At 44.9% G+C, this 23842-nt stretch carries 15 protein-coding genes and 2 pseudogenes; 12 read left to right on the top strand and 5 right to left on the bottom strand.

What is annotated here, in order from left to right:
• Nucleotides 1-364: 364 nt before the first annotated feature.
• The 8 genes and pseudogenes from galE (at nt 365) to H6F56_RS16965 (ending at nt 8497) form a co-directional block, all read left to right on the top strand.
• Nucleotides 365-1363: pseudogene (gene galE, locus H6F56_RS16935) on the top strand (UDP-glucose 4-epimerase GalE).
• Between the two features lie 296 nt (nt 1364-1659).
• Complete coding sequence (locus H6F56_RS16940; RefSeq protein WP_190670334.1) at nt 1660-2601, top strand: hypothetical protein; 942 nt, start codon at nt 1660-1662, stop codon at nt 2599-2601.
• A 338-nt stretch (nt 2602-2939) separates the two neighbouring features.
• The gene (locus tag H6F56_RS16945; protein ID WP_190670337.1) at nt 2940-3914 is read left to right on the top strand and encodes a WD40 repeat domain-containing protein; all 975 of its coding nucleotides are present in this window, start codon (nt 2940-2942) and stop codon (nt 3912-3914) included.
• Nucleotides 3915-4249: 335 nt separating this feature from the next.
• Nucleotides 4250-4375: a hypothetical protein gene (locus H6F56_RS26925; RefSeq protein WP_255513735.1), complete on the top strand. Its 126-nt coding sequence runs from the start codon at nt 4250-4252 to the stop codon at nt 4373-4375.
• A gap of 130 nt (nt 4376-4505) precedes the next feature.
• Entirely contained in the window at nt 4506-5489 is a 984-nt protein-coding gene (locus H6F56_RS16950; RefSeq protein ID WP_190670340.1) for an alpha-ketoacid dehydrogenase subunit beta, read from the top strand.
• A gap of 85 nt (nt 5490-5574) precedes the next feature.
• On the top strand, nt 5575-7005 hold the full coding sequence (secD, locus tag H6F56_RS16955; protein ID WP_190670342.1) for a protein translocase subunit SecD: 1431 nt from the start codon (nt 5575-5577) through the stop codon (nt 7003-7005).
• On the top strand, nt 7002-8027 hold the full coding sequence (gene secF, locus H6F56_RS16960; protein ID WP_190670344.1) for a protein translocase subunit SecF: 1026 nt from the start codon (nt 7002-7004) through the stop codon (nt 8025-8027). The genes secD and secF overlap by 4 nt, the downstream gene beginning before the upstream one ends.
• A gap of 47 nt (nt 8028-8074) precedes the next feature.
• Nucleotides 8075-8497: a hypothetical protein gene (locus tag H6F56_RS16965; protein WP_190670347.1), complete on the top strand. Its 423-nt coding sequence runs from the start codon at nt 8075-8077 to the stop codon at nt 8495-8497.
• Nucleotides 8498-8609: 112 nt separating this feature from the next.
• Here H6F56_RS16965 and H6F56_RS16970 read toward each other — a convergent pair.
• Nucleotides 8610-9197 (bottom strand): annotated as a pseudogene (locus H6F56_RS16970) (Uma2 family endonuclease).
• 193 nt (nt 9198-9390) lie between these two features.
• Between H6F56_RS16970 and H6F56_RS16975 the strand changes: the two are divergent.
• Both H6F56_RS16975 and H6F56_RS16980 read left to right on the top strand, forming a co-directional pair.
• A complete protein-coding gene (locus tag H6F56_RS16975; RefSeq protein ID WP_190670350.1) occupies nt 9391-10974 on the top strand; it encodes a peptide ligase PGM1-related protein in 1584 nt (527 codons plus the stop codon).
• Between the two features lie 47 nt (nt 10975-11021).
• Nucleotides 11022-12185 carry a DUF711 family protein gene (locus H6F56_RS16980; RefSeq protein WP_323798859.1) on the top strand — a complete coding sequence of 388 codons (1164 nt, stop codon included), beginning with the start codon at nt 11022-11024 and terminating at the stop codon, nt 12183-12185.
• A 32-nt stretch (nt 12186-12217) separates the two neighbouring features.
• Here H6F56_RS16980 and H6F56_RS16985 read toward each other — a convergent pair whose 3' ends face one another.
• Together H6F56_RS16985 and H6F56_RS16990 are read right to left on the bottom strand one after the other, a co-directional pair.
• Nucleotides 12218-12889 carry a 2OG-Fe dioxygenase family protein gene (locus H6F56_RS16985; RefSeq protein ID WP_190670354.1) on the bottom strand — a complete coding sequence of 224 codons (672 nt, stop codon included), beginning with the start codon at nt 12887-12889 and terminating at the stop codon, nt 12218-12220.
• Nucleotides 12890-13091: 202 nt separating this feature from the next.
• Complete coding sequence (locus H6F56_RS16990; protein WP_190670358.1) at nt 13092-13853, bottom strand: HpcH/HpaI aldolase family protein; 762 nt, start codon at nt 13851-13853, stop codon at nt 13092-13094.
• 194 nt (nt 13854-14047) lie between these two features.
• Here H6F56_RS16990 and H6F56_RS16995 point away from each other — a divergent pair, with 194 nt between their 5' ends.
• Nucleotides 14048-14728, top strand: a complete 681-nt coding sequence (locus H6F56_RS16995; RefSeq protein ID WP_190670361.1) for a Uma2 family endonuclease — start codon at nt 14048-14050, stop codon at nt 14726-14728.
• Between the two features lie 128 nt (nt 14729-14856).
• On the opposite strand, the gene H6F56_RS17000 is transcribed toward H6F56_RS16995, so the two are convergent.
• Nucleotides 14857-20307 carry an ATP-binding sensor histidine kinase gene (locus H6F56_RS17000; RefSeq protein ID WP_190670364.1) on the bottom strand — a complete coding sequence of 1817 codons (5451 nt, stop codon included), beginning with the start codon at nt 20305-20307 and terminating at the stop codon, nt 14857-14859.
• 624 nt (nt 20308-20931) lie between these two features.
• On the opposite strand from H6F56_RS17000, the gene H6F56_RS17005 reads away from it, so the two are divergent.
• Nucleotides 20932-22977, top strand: coding sequence for an FAD-dependent oxidoreductase (locus H6F56_RS17005; RefSeq protein ID WP_190670366.1), 2046 nt, complete (start codon nt 20932-20934; stop codon nt 22975-22977).
• Nucleotides 22978-23033: 56 nt separating this feature from the next.
• On the opposite strand, the gene H6F56_RS17010 is transcribed toward H6F56_RS17005, so the two are convergent.
• Complete coding sequence (locus H6F56_RS17010) at nt 23034-23687, bottom strand: class I SAM-dependent methyltransferase (RefSeq protein ID WP_190670368.1); 654 nt, start codon at nt 23685-23687, stop codon at nt 23034-23036.
• Nucleotides 23688-23842 lie beyond the last annotated feature (155 nt).

The following is a 23842-nucleotide window of genomic DNA, read 5'->3' on the forward strand; positions in this document are numbered from 1 at the left end:
TCGTAAGCATTGACTATTTTTTCTCGCAAATCTACTGAGTACGGTTTCATTATGATTCTCAATACCTTTAATGTTCCCTTGAGTGTACCTCATATCTCTCAAAAGCGCTGTATATGTCTACAATAAAAAGATTCGTAAAAAACTAGGAAATCTTGTAAAAGCGGGTAAAAAGTAAAGCAAGGGGAGCCTCACCTTTTTCTAAACTTGTCGTGTCGGCATCTTGTTCGCTTGTCCTCATCTGTGGCAGCAAGATGCTCGCACTCCAATATTTTGGCAAATCCCAGATGCACCCAAAGCAAGTTATAGCCGGCACCCCACACAACTCGCTATAATTCAGGCTCCAATAAATAGGAATATTTTAACAGTGTCCCAAGTTAAACAAACAGTTCTGGTAACGGGTGGAGCGGGATATATTGGCTCTCATGCGGTGCTGGCGCTGCAACGTGCCGGTTATGATCCGATTGTTCTCGATAACCTAGTGTACGGACATCGGGAAATTGTAGAAAAGATACTGCAAGTTGAACTTATTGCCGGTGATACAAATGATCGCGCCCTTTTGGATCACCTGTTTGCGACACACGAAATTGCAGCGGTTATGCACTTTGCCGTCTACGCTTATGTGGGTGAGTCGGTAACGGCTCCAGACAAATACTACCGCAACAACTTTACCGGCACTCTGACCCTGCTAGAAGCGATGCAGGCAGCGTCTGTTAAGAAATTTGTTTTTTCTTCCACTTGCGCCACCTATGGCGTCCCCCACACAATTCCCATCCCAGAGGAACACGATCAAAATCCGATCAATCCTTATGGGGCAAGTAAATTAATGGTAGAGCGAGTGCTCTCTGATTTTGATGTCGCCTATGACTTCAAATCAGTTTGGTTCCGTTATTTTAATGCTGCCGGTGCTGATCCGGGCGGATTGCTGGGCGAAGATCATAACCCAGAAACTCACCTCATTCCACTTGTGTTGCTAACCGCACTAGGCTAACGTGAATCCATCTCAATTTATGGAACCGATTATCCCACCCCATATGGTACTTGCATTCGCGACTATATTCACGTCAGTGATTTAGCATCGGCTCATGTTTTGGGCTTACAGTATTTGTTAGAGGGTGGCAAGAGTGACGTATTTAACTTAGGCAATGGCAAAGGTTTCTCAGTTACAGAAGTGATTGAAACAGCCAAGGCTATAACCGAAAAAGAAATTAAAGCAGTTAAGTGCGATCACCGTGCGGGTGATCCGCCGGCTCTCGTTGGCAGTAGCAACAAAGCCAGAAAAATTCTCGGTTGGTGTCCTGAATACTCAAACTTAAGTGATATTTTGAGCCACGCATGGCAGTGGCACCAGCAGCGTCACCAATAATTGCGCCTGATATCAAGCGGCGAGCCATGTCAAAATAGCCAGAAGTTGCTAAATTTATGATTGAGTCAAACTCCTGGATTTTCCTAGCCGGCGAGAAGCCACTGCTGCGTTTAAAATAGCTGCCTGATCAGCTAGCATTGAATGAAGTTGCCGGCTGTAAATCTATCGTTGGGAAGATTCAGCTCAGACGCTAGCTTAATTAAATGTAAAGCAGTTGATTGCGGGAAGTTGCTCAAAGGCGTCCTCATCAAAAGCTCTTAATGACCGATCACCCAGCAAGGATGTAGTGAGCGATTATGGAAGATTTTGGCATCATTGTAGCTTGTTGTGCCTCAGATTACTTATTTGCCAAGGGTTGCTGTGCCAGCATCCGGCATTTCCTGGGTGATGTTCCCCTCGCTTTGCTGATTGACGGAACCTTTCCAGTCGATTCTATGGAAAAGGCGTATGGGGTTAAAGTCGTCAATCGCCTTAACATCAGCAACAAGGTTCTCAGGGAGAGAAGCTTTGGCTGGGGAAAAACCAAAATGATCGGGTTTTGGGAAAGCCCCTGGAAGCATTTTATGATGCTGGATGCAGATACGATGGTTTGGGGAAATGTCCTTAAATACGCAAATTTTAAGGACTATGACATGATTATTGACCGGCCCTGTTACTCGTATACTGACAAAGACGTTGCTAAATTCTTCTTTGATATTCAAGGAGTTGAGCAACACTTTCCCGATTTTGATTGGCAAAAGTATCGAAATAATTATTACTGTACAGGTGCTTTCTTTGGAACGCGGGATATTTTCACGCTAGATGAATATGTGGAAATTTTGGATTTCACAGAAAAGCATCCTGAAATTTTTAAATATGGAGAAATGGGATTTTTAAATTTCATGATTTTCCGTGCGGTTCAACAAGGCAGAATTAAAGTAGGACAAGAAGATTTGCAATTGCTTGTTCCAGACTTTGAGCAACAGGAAATCAGAAAGCGCTTTCCGATGGAAACATCAGGGCCGATTTTGGAGGATGAAACGGCAACAGCAATTCACTGGTGCGGGCCAAAACCGACGTTGGCTACTTCCAAAGTGTATGCAGATCCGATGAGTTTCTTTCGGCGGAAGTACCTGAGTGAAGCAGAAGGTCTTACCGGCTTGCCGGCGGAACTCTCACTACAATTAGAAGATTTTCAGCGTTTTCTCAACGTTTACAAAGGCAAATTGCGCCGCCGATTGGCAGCGAGCAAAAAATAGAGAAATACTCTGATTTTCAGGACAGATACTTTCTAAAAGTTAATTGTCTGTCGTCATTGTAAAAATTGATTAACGACCGACAATTAGCAGAAATCTTAAAAAGCCACAATTGATTAGGCTACGGCGTTTAAAGCAAAAATTAGATTTTTGCTTTAAACTGCTTTTGCATAAAATGTAAAATTTTAAATAGCCTGATTCTAGATGTTGCATCGTTAAGTTATGCCGGCATTTAAAAAAGTTGTACTAAAATTAAATTATCAACAGGGTGCATTGCTCGGAAGGTAAAGCTTCCCAGCTCCATGACCGTGTTTGCAAAATTCGCGCTTAATTTATCCTCCATGTCTTGGCAAAACGCCCAACTCATCCGCACCCTTTCGGAGCGTTCAGGCCCAGTCGCAGACCTTGCCTTCAGTCCAGATGGTTTAATTTTGGCAAGTGGTAGCTGCGACAGCACTGTAAAGCTATGGAATTTGGAAACCGGCGATCGGCACCGCAGTCTGTTTGGCTATCCCTTAGGCGTTAATGCCGTCGCGATTAATTCTGATGGCACAATGCTGGCAATTGGTGCTCCAGACGGAACCGTTGACTTGTGGGACATGGAAACCGGCAAACGACTCCGTACACTCTGCGGACAAGGTCGGGTTATGGCAATCGTCTTTAGTCCAGATGGGAAAACCCTTGTTTCTGGTAACGATAACTCATTTTCTGACACCGTCTTTGCAACACCGGCTAACAAAGGTAACGCTGATGCCGGCGAGAGTCATGCCGGCAGTATCAACATTTGGCATTTAAGCACCGGCAAACTGCTCTACAACCTCTGCGATCCATCGGTGCCGGTGAATGCGCTTTCTATCAGTCCGGACGGCAAAAGCTTAATTAGTGGACATCGTGATGGCAGCATCAACATTTGGCACAGAAGCAGCCGGTCTCTGCCCTCACACACGCTTAACGGTCATCAAGATGCCGTTTATGCAGTTGCCATTAGCTCAAATGGGCTAACTATGGCTAGCGGCAGTGGAGATAAAACGATCAAGCTGTGGCAGCTAGCGAACGGCCATAGTTCTACCACGCTCATCGGTCATGCAGATGCAGTTTATACAGTGGCGATAAGTCCAGATGGGCAACTGCTGGCGAGTGGTAGCGGGGATGGCACGATTACAATTTGGCAGATGATCACCGGCAAACGACTGTGTTCTCTCACCGGCTATTCTCAGAATTTAAACTCAGTGATGTCCGTTGTTTTTAGCCCCGATGGCCAGAAGCTAGCCACCGGCAGCGGAGATGGCACCATCAAGATTTGGCAGGCCAGCTAAAATATTTTTCACGAATTGTAATCAGCAAGCTAACGAATAGAAGACGCTTTGGATTTAGCTGTCGGTGCTGCTGACAATACCAAAATTACCGCATTGAGCGTATCGATTTAACCGGCATTGGAAATAATACCCTCACCTTAAATTACGCATCGCTGCTGAATTTGCTGTCTGAAACGGGCGCAAGTGGCGGTTATACCAAATCCTTTTTGGTATAACTCCTTTCACCCAAGCCAAAACCTGTGTTCCAAGAGGATTTGGGCAATTTGTAGGGTGTCTGTCATAACCGGATTTGGTATTACAACCGATTAACGGTCGTCGGTGATGCCGATGATGCGGTGAGTGCTAATCTCTCTGGATTTGGATTTACCCAGACGATCAGCGCAACAGACACCACTTACAGCAAGGGCAACCTGCAATTGGTGGTAGACAATGAGGTGACTCAGCTAGGGATTATTTTTTAACCCACTGTTTCACCAAAAAGCGGTCGGGACGAACATCAGGAAAGCCCCCGCCCATCTCTACCGCTCTCATCCTCAAAGTGCAACCATAAGCGATTAAAATTAATGTTTGACCCATTAAATTCTCTATAAGATGGCAGAGACGCTTTTCTTTAACGCCCTCCGGGAAGCCATTGACGAAGAAATGGCGCGTGACCCCTCGGTGTTTGTCCTCGGTGAAGACGTGGGTCACTATGGTGGCTCCTATAAAGTCACAAAAGACCTATACAAAAAATATGGCGATCTGCGGGTTTTAGATACCCCCATTGCGGAAAATAGCTTCACCGGCATGGCCGTGGGAGCCGCAATGAGCGGTCTGCGGCCTATTATTGAAGGCATGAACATGGGCTTTTTGCTGCTCGCCTTCAACCAAATTTCTAACAACGCCGGGATGTTGCGCTACACCTCTGGCGGCAACTTCAAAATCCCAATGGTGATTCGGGGTCCAGGAGGCGTTGGCCGGCAGTTAGGCGCAGAACACTCCCAACGACTCGAAGCTTATTTCCAGGCAGTTCCAGGTCTAAAGATCGTCACCTGCTCGACTCCTTATAATGCTAAAGGTCTGCTGAAATCAGCCATTCGCAACGACAATCCGGTTTTATTCTTTGAACACGTCCTCCTCTACAATCTCAAAGAGGACTTGCCGACAGAGGAATATTTGCTGCCCCTCGACAAGGCAGAAGTCGTGCGTCAAGGCAAAGATGTCACCATCCTCACCTATTCCCGGATGCGTCACCATGTCATGCAAGCCGTGAAAAGTTTGGAAAAAGAAGGGTTAGATCCGGAAGTGATCGACCTGATTTCACTCAAACCCCTTGACTTTGACACCATTGGTGCCTCCATCCGCAAAACTCATCGCGTGATTATTGTTGAAGAGTGCATGAAAACCGGTGGCATTGGCGCTGAATTAATTGCCTCAATCAGTGATCGCTTGTTTGATGAATTGGATGCGCCGGTGTTGCGGTTGTCTTCCCAAGATATTCCCACACCTTACAATGGTGCGCTGGAACGTCTGACGATCGTTCAACCAGAGCAAATTGTAGAAGCCGTACAAAAAATGGTGGGCTTGCGAGTCTAGTCAATTTTGGATTTTGGATTTTGGATAGAATCTCCGATCAAAAATCTAAAATCTAAAATCTAAAATTGTAGCAGCGGGTAAAAGTATGCAAAAACAAACTTCATGGTTGGCTCTCATTTTAGTTCTGATAATTGGTGCCATTACGGTGCTTTATCGGGTGCCAATCCGTCTGGGATTAGACCTACAAGGTGGCGCACAACTGACCATTCAGGTGAAAACCACTGATGAGATCAAAGAAATCACGCCTCAAATGTTAGAAGATGTTGAGAGCGTGGTGAGAAACCGAGTTGACGCACTCGGCGTTTCTGAACCGTTGGTGCAAACCGTTGGGCAGGATCAAATCGTTGTGCAATTGCCAGGGGTGAATGACCCTGAACAGGCAGAACGCGTTCTCGGTGGAACCGCTCAACTAGAGTTTCGGCGAGAAAACAATAATCAGGAAGTCACCGCAGAATTAAATGTTAGACAGCAAGAACTGCGGCAATTATTAACGAAACAGGTTGAGCTGGAGAACGGGGGAGATCAGGCTGCAATTGCCCAAAATCAAGCCGCGCTCGCGCAAAAAAATGAGCAAATAAACGGGCTGTTCGATAAACTTTACGAACGCATTGGTTTAGGCGGCAAAAATCTCAAAGAAGCCTACGCTCAACCAGAGCAAAGCGGGAACAACTGGAATGTTGGCATCGGCTTTGATCAGGTGGGAGGTGAGAAATTTGCGGAACTGACCAAAAATCTAGCCGGCACTGGACGCAGCATCGGCATTTTCCTTGATGAACGGCTAATTAGTGCTCCGGTTGTCGGGCCAGAATTTGCCCAATCCGGCATCACCGGCGGCAATGCGGTGATTACGGGACGCTTTACAGCAGAAGCCGCGAATGAACTAGCAGTGCAGTTGCGAGGTGGTTCTTTGCCGGTGCCGGTAGAAATTGTCGAAAACCGCACAGTGGGTGCCACACTAGGACGCGATAGCATTCAGCGCAGTATTTATGCCGGCCTAGGGGGTCTGACTTTAGTTCTGATTTTCATGGGCGTATACTACCGGCTGCCCGGAGTCATTGCCGATATCTCCCTGGTGATCTATTCTTTGCTGACGTTGGCTAGCTTTGTGTTACTCGGCGTCACCTTAAGCTTGCCTGGAATTGCCGGGTTTATTCTCAGTATTGGGATGGCTGTTGACGCCAACGTGCTGATTTTTGAGCGCACGCGAGAAGAATTGCGAGCCGGTAAAAGTTTGTATCGCTCTGTAGAATCAGGTTTTTATCGTGCTTTTTCCAGTATTTTAGATGGCAACGTCACAACAGTGATTGCCTGTGCGGCCCTGTTTTGGTTGGGAAGCGGCTTGGTGCGAGGCTTTGCTCTAACCCTCGGCTTAGGGGTGTTGGTGAGTATGTTTACCGCCCTCACTTGCAGTCGCACTCTGCTGTTTTTTGCCATCAGCTTTCCGCAATTGCGGAAACCACAATGGTTTTGTCCCAATCTGCCCATGTCATTGAAATCTAAGGCAGGGAGTGCATGAAACTCAACGTTATCAAACGCCGATCGCTTTGGTGGACAATTTCTATCGCCATCATTCTCAGCGGTCTGATCGCAATGGTCATCTCTTGGACTCGGCCAGACATCCGTGCCCCCCTTCGTCCTAGCCTAGATTTCGTTGGGGGAACGCGGTTGCAGTTTGAACTCGACTGTACCAAACCGAACAATTGCGTTAGCGAAGCCGATCCTTCAAAACCCCGCCGGATCGAAATTGGCACCGTCCGGGATCTCTTGACACAGCAGGGTTTGGGCGGCAGTACGATCCAAATTTTGGATAAAGATCCAAAAGTAAAAGATCAGCAGGTAATCTCCATTCGGACAAAGGAATTGAAAGAGCAGGATCGCACTCAACTGCGATCCACTCTAGAGTCGAAAATCGGTGCCTTTGACCCTCAAGCCGTTAGGATCGACACCGTTGGCCCGACTTTAGGACGCCAGATTTTTTCTTCCGGCTTACTGGCACTGCTGATCTCCTTTGCCGGCATCACGATTTACCTGACTTTCCGTTTCCAGTTAGACTATGCCTTTTTTGCCTTCGTGGCATTGTTCCACGATGTTTTGATCACTATAGGCATCTTCTCGATTCTCGGCTTAGTGCTGGGGGTGGAAGCGGACAGTTTATTTATCGTGGCGCTGCTAACGATTATCGGTTTCTCGGTGAATGATACGGTGGTGATTTACGATCGGGTGCGAGAGGTGATCGCTCTCCATCCTGACCAGCATATCAACCAAATCGTGGACGATGCCGTTAATCAAACGCTGACACGGTCAATTAATACAACATTAACCGTGCTGCTGACGCTGTTTTCCATCTTTCTGTTTGGCGGCGAAACACTGAAATATTTTGCCCTTGCGTTAATTATTGGCTTTACTGCCGGTGCTTATTCAAGTATCTTCATTGCAAGTTCCTTGCTTGCTTGGTGGAGAGAGCGCACGGGTAAAGCGATAGCAGGGCCGGCACCCGGGACAGAAAACCCTGAAATATCTGCCAGCCCAGATCGTTAGATACGCCCCCAGAGTGCATCTTCTCAACCAGGCAAATTGAATCTGCTATGGCTTATCCAGAAGATCGGCAAGATCGCGAGACGCCTGCCACGTCGGCTAATTCTGACTCCACCTTTCAGTCTCAAGTGCAACGACTCCACCGGCTCACTGTTTATAGCCGGTGGCTAGTTGTGGGGTTATTGTGGGCTAATGTGGGTAGTTTGAGCCTCTGGACTTTACGCTCAGAAATTGCCCTGTGGCAAGATCATTTTACTTGGGTAGCAGTGCGCTATAGCTTGGCTTATAATCCCTTGCCGGCATTGGGACTTTCTATTTGTATCGGCATGACTTTATCAGTTCTCGTTTGGCAAAGTCGAAATATTCTGCTAGGAATGCCCGGTAAGGAACAAAAGCACTTGGAAGATCGCGTATTGCACATTCGCCGGCAAGGAAGCACCCATCCATTGTGGAAATGGATTTGCTGCCGGTGAACCTTAAAGATTAAATTGCCGGCAAAAATTCTCCCTCACCCAATTCTCTACCACACAACAGTTAACCCATCTGTGTTTATTTGTGTGCATCTGTGGTTAAAAAATCTTTTGCCTAAATCTCATCCACAGATTCAAACTCAACATTATGATACAGGTCTGAAAACGCAATTTTCAATTCAACAGAACTTAAACTTAGCACTGCCTCTTCATCTTGATATTCAGAAACTAACCATTGATTATTTTCATTATTAAAAAACTGCTCAACCGAATTTTCAGATTGCTCAATTAAAATATATTCTCTTAAACTTGGAATACGCCGATACAGTTTAAACTTTTCACCTCGATCATAGTTTTTTGTAGATTCTGATAAAACTTCTGCAATTGCTATCGGGTTAGTAATCGTATCTCTGCGCCCCTCAGCAAACTCTATAGCACCCGAAACAATCATTGCATCTGGATAAGTATAGAGTCGCACTTCAGGTATTCACAAACGCATATCGCTGATAAAGACGCGATAATTCTGTCTTTTGAAAGCAAAATTTAGTGAGGCATAAAGATTGCCGGCAATTTGATTGTGATTCGGTAGTCCACCAGGCATAGGAAATATTTGACCCTCAAAATATTCGCTTCTGGATTCAGCAGTCGTTTCTAACTCTAAATATTCTTCGGGGGAGTAGTAGCGCTGTTCCTTAACTTGCATAGTTCTTTCTCACAACACTCCACGCAAATGCTTTGTCCTGGCTTTCCTAGTTTAACGCTGTGGGGAAAAGCAAAGAACACTCGCATCGAGTCAGCCAAGATTAAAAAAATATTGCCAAATGTGACGGGGGAACCACATTTGCCTGTAATCTCTGTAAAATCGCTGGTATCGGGTTAAAGGTGGGTCTGGGGTCATGCAATCTCAAAATTTATCATCCATTGATCAGGCGGACAAGTTCCGACAACTTCAGACTGATTTACGCACTCGCTGGCAAAGTGTGGATTTGTTTGACACCGGCGACTACGATATTTTAGTCGTCCCCTCTCTGAGCCTCGATCAACGAGAAATGTTGAAGATTGAAGGGGTGCATCACTATGAAGAACGGCTGCTATTTTCGCTCATCCGCCTCCGTAACCCTTTTACTCGGCTAATTTACGTCACATCCCAGCCGCTGCACCCTAGCGTCATCGATTACTATTTGCAGCTGTTACCGGGAATTCCGTTTTCTCACGCCCGCGATCGTTTGCTGTTATTCTCCACCTACGATACTTCTCCCAAGCCACTGAGTGAGAAGATTTTAGAACGCCCTCGGTTAATGCAACGGATTCGGCAGGCATTAGATCCGCTGAAATCTTACATGATTTGCTACAACTCGACGCCGCTAGAGGAGGCTTTGTCAGTGCAGTTGGGCATCCCTTTACTAGCGGCTGCGCCGGATTTGCTGTATTGGGGTACGAAAAGCGGCAGCCGGCAAATCTTTACCGAATGTAATGTCCCCCTTCCAGCCGGCAGCCAATTAGTTCACACGGCTGACGATCTGGCAGAAGCAGCCGGTGAATTGTGGGCAAAAGAACCGCAATTGCAACGGATGGTGATTAAGCTAAACGAAGGGTTTTCGGGAGAAGGCAACGCCCTGCTAGACTTGAAGCCGTTGCAGGATGTCGCGCCGGCAAACCGAGTGCAAGCGATCCGCGAACAGTTTTCCTCACTCCGCTTCCAAGCCGTTAACGAAACCTGGGAAAACTTTAGCAGTCGCATTCCAGAATTGGGGGCGATCGCAGAGGCGTTTATTGAAGGGGAAGAGAAGCGATCGCCCAGTGTGCAGGGGCGGATTATGCCCAATGGCGAGGTTGAAATTCTTTCCACCCACGACCAAATTTTAGGCGGTCCTGATGGCCAGATTTTCTTGGGATGCCGATTTCCCGCCGATGAGGTTTATCGCCTGCGCTTGCAAGAATTAGGGGTGCGAGTGGGTCAGAATTTGGCGGAAAAAGGCGCTTTAGAGCGTTTTGGGGTTGATTTTATTGCAGTGCGTCAAGATAATGGCCAATGGGATATGCAGGCAATTGAAATTAACTTGCGTAAGGGCGGCACAACCCATCCGTTTATGACGCTTAAGCTGCTAACAAATGGCCGGTATGAGCGATCTACGGGTTTATTTTACAGTCAGCAAGGGCGTCCAAAATTTTACACGGCAACTGATAATTTGCAAAAAGACCGATATCAGGGCTTGTTGCCAAATGATTTGATGGATATTATCGCTCACAACCAGTTGCATTTTGATAGTAGTACGGAGACAGGAACGGTTTTTCATTTAATGGGTTGCTTGTCTCAATTTGGCAAATTGGGACTGACGAGTATTGGTAATTCTCCCCAACAGGCAGAAGAAATTTACAATAAGGTTGTGAAGGCGCTGGATGAGGAAACGGGTTCTGCTGATGATGCCGGCTGGGTGTCGCCGCCTAGCCATCCGATTAAATGGAATGGACGGGGATAAGGGGCGAGGAAGAAAGCAGTAAATATCGGAAGAATTAAGGAGAGATTATCAAATGTAATTTTATGAAAATTAGAACGATTACAATCGGCATCTCCCTGCAATCTCCCATAGAAGAAGAAAGGATTACCCAAGCGGCTGAATTTAATCAGCAAGCAAAGGCTTTTTTTGAGAGGCAGGGGTATCAAGTTCAAACAACCCGAATTGCAACAAATTCCTGGGCGGAATATTTGCCGGCTTTATCCGGTACAGAAAGTGTTAAGGAAATTCAAGGACTTGAGCAAATTTGCCATAACTTGAATATTAACTTTTTGAGTATTGGCTGTGTGGGTAATCCAGAACAGATTGCTGTTATTCCAGAAAATATTAAAAATTCATCGGTAATTTACTGTTCTAGTAAAATTGGTGATGTTGATGCCGGCATTCACTTTGAAAATGCTAGGGAATCGGCAAAAGTTATTAAGCGCATTTCTGAAGAGACAGAAGAGGGTTTTGGAAATTTTAGATTTTGTGCTGGGGCAAACTGCCGGCCTGGAATTCCGTTCTTTCCTATATCTTACCATCAAGGTAACCCCTCTTTTGCGATTGGTTTAGAGTCCGGGGATTTGGTAATGGCAGCCTTTAGCCAGTCTCAAAATCTGCCAGAAGCGGAGGCGAATTTTAAACGAATACTTGAAGAGAAACTTCCTAAAGTTGAAGCCATTGCGGAACAAATTTTCGATAAATTTAACATTGAATATGGGGGAATCGATTCATCCCTTGCCCCATCTCTTGACAAAACTGCCAGCATTGCTTTTTCTTATGAAGCCCTTGGTTTAGAAAAATTTGGGGATCAAGGAACGCTGGCAATTTCTGCGATGATTACTCGGGTGTTGAAAAGTCTCTCTGTAAAACTTTGCGGTTACTCAGGTTTAATGTTGCCGGTTTGTGAAGATGCCGGTTTAGCCCAAAGAGTGAATGAAGGAACTTATAATTTAACAAACTTACTATTATATTCTGCCGTTTGTGGTTGTGGTTTAGATACGGTGCCGGTGGCGGGTAATATAACCATTGAAAGACTAGAAGCAATTTTAATTGATATGGCGGCTTTAGCGATTAAGCTAGATAAACCGCTATCTGCAAGATTATTTCCAATTTTAGGCAAAAAAGAAGGGGAAATGACTGCTTTCAATTCCCCTTATCTTGTGGATTGTAAAATCTTTAAAGTTGAGTGAATTTGTATAACTGCAAATTGCAGATGCCGGCGCTATTCTTCAGTAAATAAGCTTGGCGCAGTTAGAACAAATACATCTCTCGTCCCCTCACCATCCGCTATGGGTTTGATGGGAGTAGTGAAGTGAAAAAACTCGTTGTCATTCACCAAAAGAAGTTCGCCGGGATTCAAAACTTTATTAAAAAGCGGCTTTTCCTTCTTGGCTTTATAAAGATGGGTTTCACCGCCTATTATATTGTGCCGGTCAACCGCGAAAATGCCAAGAAAGTTACAGCCATCTCGATGAATCCCTTCCGGCGCAGGATTGCCAAAATTACTCGGTGAACAAGAGATTCTAATTTGATGAACAGCGATATCAACATCCGGCGGAAGTTTGCAATAAGCGCTAAACTCAAAAACCAGCTTTTTCAATTCATCTAGTGTAATGAGTTGATCATCAAGTTCAGCAAACTCTCTCTTGATATCTCCCAATAGCGGGTTGTAAGCTTTGCTTTGGTAGAAGTATCCATGAGGCAGCTTAATTAACTCGTTTCCAGATATTTTAAACCGAGATAATCTACGAGAGCGATATTTGCCTTTGATATAAGGATCAACCGGCATATCCACAAAAAATCGCTTAAAAGCCTCTAGCTTGATAGAATTTATACTTTCTAGTGCAAAACTGATAGCATAATCCAAATTCGGCGATCCCAATACAGTTATCATAGGATTTACCTCTGTTTGTCTTGCTCCCTCTCATTGTCTTCGTTTCATGAGGGCTATATCTTCAGTATAGAACAGCAAAATTTTAATGTCGCTAGATAGGCTACAAAAAATGCAAAGTTATCATAAAGTTTTTTTCAAAGCTCTCAGTAAATTCCACAATAGATAAAGCAGACACTACTTTACCGGCATCAGGGTTACTAGATTAACTCCTGACCGCTTTTACTAACGCCTCACACGCCCGCAAAAAGATAGCAACATCAACTCCAAGCGCCACATATTGAACACCGGCATCACGCCATTGCTTAGCTGTTTCCGGATTATCCGCGAAAGTGCCGGCAGCTTTCCCCGCATTCCGAATTGTTTGTACCGCACTTTTCATCAGGTCAATTACACGCGGATCACGCACTTGTCCGGGAATTCCTAGGGACTGCGATAAATCGTAAGGGCCGAGAAAAATCACATCAATGTGGGGAACGCTAACAATTTCTTCCAGGTTTTCTATGCCGCGAGTCCCTTCAACGTGAACCACAACCAAAGATTCCTCATTCAGCCGATCAGTGATATTTGTCCCCGCCGCCGTATAGTTGCCGGCCCGCGTGTTAAAAGAAAGACCCCGCGAACCAATCGGAGAGTATTTCGCACCCCGCACAACCGCTTCTGCATCGGCCTTCGTTTCAATTTGAGGCACTTGGATGCCGGCGCTTCCGATATCGAGTGCCCGTTGAATTTGCGGCCCATCATTTTTGCGAATCCGAATAACCGGCGCAAGTCCCACACAATCTGCGGCGCGGCAAAGATCCTCCGCACCCAGCGTATGCAAGGGGCCATGTTCCATATCAATAATCGCAAAATCAAAGCCGGCGTGCCCACAAATTTCCATAAACGCTGGATACGCACAATTAACAAATAAACCCAAGGTAAATTCCCCCTGTTTTAGCTTTCTTTTCAGTTGATTTTTCCGCATAACTTTTGCTTAAAAAACTATAATCTTACAAACCTATTCAAACATCAAATCCCTGTCAAAAGCCAACAATCTTGATAAACTATCTGGGTTTATCTATGTCCATCTGTGGTTAAAAAAAAACACATTCTAGATTCTTGCAATAAAACAATTATAGACAGTTACCATAGTAATTGTGAGTTGTCCCTACTTCAATCATGTTAAAGTACAACCCGCTAGATTGCTTACCCTCCTCCGAAGATCTACCAGACTCAGATGATACGCCGGTGGATAACGAACTACAAGATTTAATCCCAGGTTTGCTCAAAGCAATCCTAGCCTTGCTGTGGGCCAATCGCTGGGATTGGTTCTTTGGCGTTGACATGGGAATTTACTACGAACCCAATGAACTGGCAATCGTGCCAGATGGTTTTCTTAGCATAGGAGTTGAGCGGTTTTTTCATGAAGACTTGCGCCTGAGTTATCTACTTTGGGAAGAAAATCGCGTTCCTACTTTAGTCTTAGAAGTCGTCTCCCATAAACGCCGGGGAGAATACAGCAAAAAGAAAGAATTCTATGCCGAAATGGAAGTGCCCTACTATGTGGTTTATAACCCGCGCCGGCGCAAGAAACCGCCCTTAGAAGTGTATTTTTTAGTAGATGGACAATATATATTGCAACAAGGTAATCCCGTTTGGTTGCCAGAAATTGGTTTAGGGATTGGCGCAGAACGGGGAACCTACCAGGGAATCACACGGGAATGGCTGTATTGGTACGATCAGCAAGAAACGAGATTTCTAACGCCAGAAGAACGCATTGTGCAAGCGGAACAACGCGCTGAAAGATTAGCCGCGCAATTAAGAGCGCTTGGTATAGATCCAGATGCCGGTGATTCTTAAAGGGCAAAGCTCAAATCGTTAGGCAATGGCGATTTGAGCTTTGCGCTCACCGCCATCATCGCATAAATCTGCCGGCGGCTGGGTTAAAACACTTTTAGAGGCTGATAATGTTTCTAAATTCGATAATTTTATCCCTTAAGCGGAATAGAAATAATCAACTCGGAACCCTGCCCAATAGAAGAATTTACTTCCAACGTTCCTCTATGTTTCTCCAAAACAATTTGACGGGCAATCGATAGTCCTAAGCCGGTTCCTTCACCCACTGGCTTTGTTGTGAAGAGATGATCAAAGATTTTTTCCTGCACTTCATCCGACATTCCCGCTCCATTATCCTTAATTCTAATCAAAACCCGTTCGCTTTCTTTGTCTTGAGCTGTTTGAATCGTAATCAAATTAGGGAAGTTTTGAATTTCCTTAAAGCTACGTCCCTTATTGGAATCCTCCAAAGCATCAATGGCATTCGCCAAGATATTCATAAATACCTGATTCAACTGTCCGGGGAAGCACTCCACGAGGGGCAAGTTGCCATACTCTTTCACGATTTCAATAGCAGGCCGGCGCTCGCTCGCTTTTAATCGGTGCTTGAGAATCAAGAGAGTGCTGTCTATTCCCTCGTGAATATTAAAAGGAACGGGACGATCACTATCTGCCCTCGAAAAAGTTCTTAGACTCGTACTGATATTACGAATGCGATCAACACCCTCATTCATCGAGTTAATCAGTTTGGGCAAATCTTCTCGCAAATACTCTAAATCGATTGCTTCAATTTCTGCTTCAATTTCTGCTCCCGGATTGGCAAATTTGTCTTGATAGAGGTCGAGCAGGTTAAATAAATCTCGCAGGTAATCTTGAGCCGGCTGCAAGTTTCCTAAAAGGAAGCCGACGGGATTATTAATTTCGTGAGCAACTCCAGCTACTAGATTGCCAAGCGCAGACATTTTTTCGCTTTGCACCAGTTGTAGTTGCATCTGTTTGAGATTGTTGAGATACAGTTCTAGTTTTTGGGCATATTCCTGGGATTGCTGATACAAACGAGCATTTTGTAAAGAAATTGCTGCTTGAGAACATAGAATATTAAGGATAGCAACGCGATCGCCGGTGAATGCCCCTGTAGCCAGATTATTCTCTAGATATAGAATTGCCATCATTTTGCCTTGATGGAGAATAGGAGTACATAGAATACTTTTTGGTTGATGCTGCTTCATGTAGGGGTCAGAAGCAAATGTTAAGTGAGTGCCGGCATCATCAAAAACTAGAGGTTTCTGGGTGCGTTTAACGTAATTAATGAGAGTCTGGGGAATTTCTTGGCTTTGCTCAATCAAAATATCTTGGAGAAAACAGCCTTGACGATTGAGACAGTGTACAGCGATTTTCCAGCCTCCCTCTTCGTTTAAAATTAAGACTCCTGTTTGAGCACCGGCATTTTTCACCACCACTTGCATGAGAGTCGTGAGCAGCTGGTCGATCTGTATTTCACTAGAAAGAACTTGAGAAGCTTTGATTACTGTTGGTAAATCTATGACAGTAGTACTGGTACTTCCAGCAAGTGTTTGGTGCGTACTAGAGATGGAGAAGGTGCCCTTAGAGATAGTGCCGGCCTCGAATGGATCAGTTCTATTCTGTTGCAAAATAGAAACCAGCAGTTGAGGATAGCGGTCTTCTAGATCGTCAACCTTCGCTTTAGCTCCCCAACGAGCGTAGCCATAATAAGCATCTACCAGATACACCTGAGCGATTTTTTCTTTTCCCCATTCCAGGTAGAATTTAGCAGCCAATTCGTTGGCAAGGGCTTCTTCATTCACGTATTCGTTGTTTTTGGCTCCAGAAATGGCGAGATCATACATTTCAAGTGCATTCGCCTTATGACCCAAAACCCGTTGCCGTTCTGCCTCCACTAAATACCACTTATGCAGATGATTCATGGGAGCCTTTTGCGCCGCCTGGTACAGAATGCTTTGATGGGTTTCCACCTGAGCAAGAATTCCAGCTTGCGCTTGCTCTGGTTGTGTAGGGAACAATGCCAGGTGCGTCAGGGCTGCATAGAAATGGAAAATGGAAACAAGAATTAATCCTGATACTGCCATCGAATACTGTTTGGCTTGGTTAGTGTAGTCGAGGGCAGCGGGATAATTACCAAAAGAGTAAGCAAGCACCTGTTTGTAGATGTAGACAAGGGCGATCGCACTAAATTCATGATCCTGATAGTGCTTAGGAATCATTACTCTTTCATCGTAAGCAGTTCCCATTAAGCAATCTGGTTGACTCACAACTTCCCTCAGATTCTTCAACATCTGCTGCTCCATATGCAAATAAGTCTGAGCAGAATATTGCTTTACCTTAGCTAAGGCAGCGCTGTAGCCTGCTAGTTCGGGTTCCCAAGTATCCAGCTCTACCCCACCGAAAAAGTTGATGTAGCTGTAAGTAGCTATGTTGTAACCAGCGTTGAGAAAATCGCCAGTTTCCATGCCAGCCAGATAGCCCTCTTTCAGCGTTGGTATCCCTGCCCTCATAGCATCTTGATGATGCTGAATAAAAGCCCCAAACATATTATGAGTAATGCACTTAAATTCTCGTGTATTGAACTGAGCAAGCAAATTCAGCGCCAATTTACCAAAGCTATAGCCTGTTTCTACCTCTCCCAAAAAGGCACATAACACCATGCCGTGAATCGCATAACCTACTGTCGATGCGGGTGCATTCCCAAACTCGAGCGATAAACTCACCATCGTCGAGCTAAGTATAGGCACTAAGCCCGGAATTCCCTGGAGAATGGGTGCAAATAACATTCCTAACAGTGGCATAGCTGCCTGAATCTGAGGATCGCTCATCAGAGGAAGATTAGCCATTTCTTCAATCTGTCTATCCTGGAGTTGGGTGGCAAGGTCTTGTAGCGCTTTGCCAATCTTAGCTTCGTCAGGTGCAGTAGGAAATTCAACTCCCAATTGCCCCAGGGCATCTCTTGCTATTGCAATGGCTTCCAATGTCTTGCTTTGTGCTGTCTGAGCGGCGATTTGAATTTCGTAAATTTTAACTTTGTCTAAGATTGTCTGGGCTTTTTGCAACACCAGTGCTGCGATCTGTTCCATGCTGTCAAAGTCACCATTCAAATAGGCAGCTTCGGCTGCCGCCACATAGAGGTTCAGGGTCAATTCATACTGACTTTGCCAACAGTTCGCGGTCAGTAGATCAATGCCTGTTTGCAGATAAAGCATTCCCGCAGCGTAGGCGGTAGAATCTCTGGCTTTACCTCCGGCTTTGATGTTGAGTTGGGCTAACGCTTCCCGGTCGCTCGATAGAGTAATTAATTCTTGTCCTAAATTCAAATGTCCGACAATATCAAACAGTTTTTCCTCTCTTTGAATCTCCGAGGAATTGTGAAGTAGCAATTGTCCAATTTTGAGATGAGTTGCTTGCTTTTCGTTTTCAGGAATCAGTGAATAGGCTGCTTGTTGAACGCGATCATGTAAAAATTTGTAGGTTGGTAAGGGGTCTGATTTTTTCTGACCGATTGCTAATTCCCCATTTTCTTCTCCCTGGTAAAATTTATAAACCTCGCTTACGGGTATAATCAGCCCTTCTTGTAGCGCTTTCCACAATATATTTGCTGTTCCTATAGGCGATTTTTCATTAACAATTCCTAATGTTGCCAAATCGAATTGGTTCCCGATGCAGGCAGCTAACTTTAAAATTTCTTGCGTTGGATCCGGCAACTTTCGCAACTGAAGTGCCATGAACTCCACTACATCATCCGTTAGTGCCAATGTCCGCACTTGGACTATATCGCACTGCCAATACCGAGCCTCAAAATTAAACGCAATCAGCCCATCTTTATACAAAAATTTGAGAAATTGCGTACTAAAAAATGGATTTCCTTTGGTTTTTTGATAAACCAGGTCGGTTAGAGGCAAAGCTAACGCTGTAGAACAAGCTAGGGTATCGGCAATTAAAGAATTCAAATCCGAGACTCCAAGCGGCTCTAGAGTAATGGTGTTTACCGTTGCTCCGGCTTTTTGAATGTCGGATAATGTCAGCATTAAAGGGTGTACTGGACTAACTTCGTTATCTCGATAAGCTCCCATTAAGAAAAGATAGCGGCGCTCGTGATCGCTTGTCCGTAGTTGAATCAAGTTCAATGAGGCTAAATCAACCCATTGCAAGTCGTCCAAGAAAATAACGAGGGGATGTTCTTGGGTGGTGAAGACAGAGATGAAGTTCTCGAATAACCGATTGAATCGATTTTGGGCAGCAGTCCCAGTCAGTTCTGGTGCGGGGGTTTGCTCTCCAATAATCCGCTCTAGTTCGGGAATCACGTCAACAATTACTTGAGCATTCTCGCCCAATGCTGTCAGGATTTGAGTCTTCCACTGCTCAACTTTAGCGTCCGTTTCGCTCAGCAATTGCGCCATCAAATCTCGAAAAGCCTGTACAAAAGCACTGAAAGGAAGGTTGCGCTGAAATTGGTCGAACTTGCCTTTAATGAAGTAGCCTCGCTGTCTCACAATTGGTTTGTGAACTTCGTTGACGACAGCGGTTTTGCCAATGCCGGAAAACCCGGCAACGAGCATCATTTCGGCACTTCCTGCACTGACTCGCTCAAATGCCGCTAGTAAGGCTAACACTTCGTTTTCCCGACCGTACAGCTTTTCTGGGATGATGAAGCGATCGCACAAATCTCGTGTTGCTAAATCAAAGTTAGCTGTTTCACCGGCATCTTTCCACTGGGATAAACAACTTTGCAAATCGTACTCTAGTCCCAATGCACTTTGATAGCGATGTTCTGCATTCTTTGCCATCAGTTTGCTAACAATTTCCGACAATACTGGCGGAACGTTTTCATTAAGGTGATGAACTGGAATCGCCTGCTTAGCAAGGTGACAATGGACCAAGTCCATCGGGTCATCCGTTTGAAAAGGCAACTGTCCCGTTAGCAATTCGTAGAAAGTGACTCCGAGAGAGTAGAAATCTGTGCGGTAATCAATTCCCCGATTCATGCGCCCTGTTTGTTCGGGAGATATATAAGGTAGGGTGCCTTCAAGAATATTAGGATTTTGAATTTCTTGGGTTTCGCGTGGCAATAAGGAGGCAATGCTGAAGTCAATCAGTTTTACCTCTTTACTAATAGGATTAATTACAATATTTGCGGGTTTGAGGTCTTTGTGGATGACACGATGCCGGCACAGTGCGTCAAGGGTATGGGCAACTTGAATCGCGATGGAGAAAAACAAGGATATGGGTAAGCCAGAAGTTTTAGAGGCTTGGTTGCTGGTTTCTGCGACAGAAGTGAGGTAGCTACACAAGGAAATGCCACCAAAATCTTCCAGAATTAAAGCGAAGCTGTTATAGTACCTTTCCAGGCTGTAGGTTTTGATGATGCCAGGAAGATCGAGATTTTTGCCAATGATGTACTGGTTGCGGAAGTGAACGAGTTCATTAAAGGGAGGAAACTCATTGCGAAGCACTTTGATAACAACAGGTTGTCGGTCTGTTTCTCGGATACCCCGATAAACCAGAGTTCGAGTTCCTGAGTATATTTGCTCAATTACGCTGTAACCCAAAAGATTTATCGTCGCGTTACCCATAATTACCCTTACTGCTTCTCTTGAGCCTGAAGACTGTTAAAATTACTATTCCCGTTCGCTCAGTTGTTATTCATGAATTTATATTTTTGTTAATAAAACTTAATAATATAACTTAACAAATTTACCGAGCAGTTTTTCTCTTATATTTTGCAATGCGAAAATAAAAATTTTAGACTAAACGGTTTATTTTATAACTCAACCCAAACGGCAATCTTTAGAAGATAGAGCTTAAAAATAATTTTAAAAAATTTATTCTATTTTTAAAAAAAATAACGTTTTTAATGATGGCTTGAGTTTTATTGAAGTTTATATAGATAATTAGGATACTGCTTGCAAGATTTTAATCTTCCTTTTTACAAAAAAAATGGATGGTTTTGTTTTGATGTATAGGGATATATGCCGGCATCTCAAAGGTTTGGCTAAAGTCAGAGAGTTGAGGTTAAAAAAAACTGTTTATAGAGCGGCCTGAAGTTTAACCAAAGCAATTTCACCCTTTAATTACCCTGAACGTACAAAAAGATGCCCGAATAGTACAGAATGATTTTTTGGGTGCAGGTAGCGTCTGCTACAGACGCGATAAACCTTGTCTCAACCTGGATGTACGCAACTAACAGACTTTCTACCATGCAGCGATCACAAAGCATTAGCAAAAGACAATCACTGATTAGCTTAACCCTAGGCTTGACTTGGCTAGTATCCCTCATCCCCACCGGCATTGCCGCACCCCCCAGAAGCCCGGATAAAGAAGAATCCTGTGAAATTTTAGTCACTGGCGGCGGACTTGCCGGCGCGGCGACTGCTTACGAAGGTTTACTTGCCGGCAGAACAGTTTGCCTCACCGAAATCACCGACTGGGTGGGAGGTCAAATTTCTGCCCAAGGCACCTCTGCACTCGATGAACGCCCGACACAGCGGCAACAGCTATATTATCCTCGCGGCTATTTGGAATTTAGACAGCGAATCAAGAACGAGTACGGCAGACTGAATCCCGGTGCTTGTTGGGTGAGTGAATCGTGTTTTCTGCCCTCCGACGGCCACGAACTGCTATTTGGTTTGCTTAAAGACGCTGCTAAACGGGGAAAAGGCAAGCTTAAATGGTATCCCAATACTGTTGTAAAAGAGGTGCAAACAAACGCCTCTGGCAACTTAATTACTGGCGCAGTTGCGATTCAACATGAACCGGCTGCCGGCACTGCGCCACTGAATACAGAACCCCTTTCTCAAACAATTGAAGACGCGTATCGTTACGAGAATTCACGCCGGTTTGATAAAACCATTATCCGCTTCGTTCCGGCAGCCACTAATTCTAAATCGAAATCCCCAGCCCCTGCTCCGTGGTACGTTGTAGACGCCACAGAAACCGGCGAATTGATTGCCCTTGCAGACGTTCCCTACCGGCTGGGTATTGATCCTCGTTCTGCCTTAGAACCTTCTTCTTCTAGCGCAGAGGGTGATCCATTCTGCACTCAAGGCTTCACCTATACCTTTGCAATGCAAGCCACGGAGAAGCCCCAAGAGCATAAAGAACCGGCTTTTTATTCTCAATATGCGCCCTATTACAGCTATGAATTGCCCCGCTTAGCCAGTTTTCCGCTTGTTTTCACCTATCGGCGCATTTTGAGCACCAACCCGGATCGCAAACAACCCCCAAACCCGAAAGATTTCCCCATCGATGCCGGTGATATTTCCATGCAAAACTGGACATGGGGCAACGATTACCGGCCCGGAACCGAGGTGGATAATCTGATTTATACCCGCGAACAATTGGAAGAAAGTGGTCAATTGGAATCGGGGGGATGGCTGGGTGGACTGCGAACAGAAGCTTTGCGAAAGGGTGAAGAAAACGCCCTGGGTTACTTTCACTGGTTGGTAGCGGGAACAACGGATTCTCAACTCGGAGATGGGGTGAAAAAGCCATATCCAAATAACCGTTTTGTATCGGGTTTAAATTCCCCAATGGGAACGGCGCATGGCTTATCTAAATATCCTTATATGCGAGAAGGACGTCGCATTATTGGCCGGCCTAGTTTGGCGCATCCTCAAGGTTTTATGGTGTCGGAAGTTGATATTTCTCGCAAGGATTATCGGGAAGATTACTATCGCCTGAATTTGTTGCCAGAAGAGTATCGCAACTTGTGGACAGCCCTTGCCGGCTTAGATGCGCCAAATATCATTACAGATAAGAAGCCGGTTGAGGAAGCGAAGCCGAGAACGCGTTCGAGTATCTTCCCCGATTCTGTGGGAATTGGTCACTACGCCATCGACTTCCACCCTTGCATGACGCAAAGCCCTCCTGAAACTCCAGGCAATACTGAGCGTGAGGGTGAGCGTCGAGGTGCCGGCACGGCTTATCCCTTCCAAATTCCTCTGCGGGCGATGATTCCCCAGAAAATTGACAATATGCTGGTTGCCGGTAAAAGTATTGCCACCACTCACATTGCCGCCGCTGCTTATCGGGTGCATTCTTTTGAATGGTCTGCCGGCGCGGCTGCCGGTGTCACGGCTGATTTTGCCTTGGAAAATGGACTCATGCCTTACAAGCTGGTGGAGCGAATTCCGATCTTTGATCCGACGCTGTACGCACTGCAACAGCGCCTTCAGTTGAATGGCAACCCAGTTGCTTTTCCAGATACTTCAATTTTCAACCGTTCTTGGGAAAATTGGAAATAAGTAAAAGCCGGCACTCAGACTTAAATTCTGAGTGCCGGCTCTCTTTTTTCCTAACTTTAGTTATTTTTTTTGCTGATAAATGCCCAGTAATTATCAATGCCGTCTATAATTTCTCCCGTTTCTCTACTTTTGACTTGAATGGGAAATTTAATATCTGCGTTGTCAATCATTTTAAATCCCGCACGTTTAATTAACTGATACCACATACTTTTCCCTAAAACACTGTAATGATTTGGGTTACTTTGGTGTGTTGTACAGGTATCGGGTGCCGGCACTTCTATATATAAATAAGCTTCAGGTTTTAATACCCGATAGAATTCAGATAAAGTGTAATAAGGAAAAATGCTATGTTCGATACAATGCCGGCACCAAATGAAATCAAACTCAGCATCCCCAAATTCTAAAAAAGATTGATCCATTTCGTAAACCTCATATCCCTGGGCACGACAGGCATTGAGGTCTTCTTGACCCAAGGTAATTCCAACTGGTAAATATCCTTTCTCTTTAAACATTTCTAAGGCAATTCCTTGCCCGCACCCCACATCTAAAATTTTGGCTTTGGGAGGTAAATCAATTTTATTTAAACAATAGTTAAACAGTTTATAAGTTAATCGGGTGTGTTCCGGACTTGGTGGTTCTGGATAAATATCATCTCTTGTTTTTTGCAGGAAATTTTCTAGATTAGCGATTTGAGAGGGAGTGAGCCGCATAATTCAATTGGTTGTGGGAAACAGTCAAAATTTATTGAGCTGGCGCACTTTATTTTATCCAGAGTTTTACTAAAGTCGGCAACTCTGGCAACTTGCTTATCCAGACCGCCGCAAAGCCGGCAGCATCAGCCACAATGACTCAACAAAAAATTTTA

It is taken from the genome of Microcoleus sp. FACHB-672 (assembly GCF_014695725.1).
GTDB lineage: Bacteria > Cyanobacteriota > Cyanobacteriia > Cyanobacteriales > Oscillatoriaceae > FACHB-68.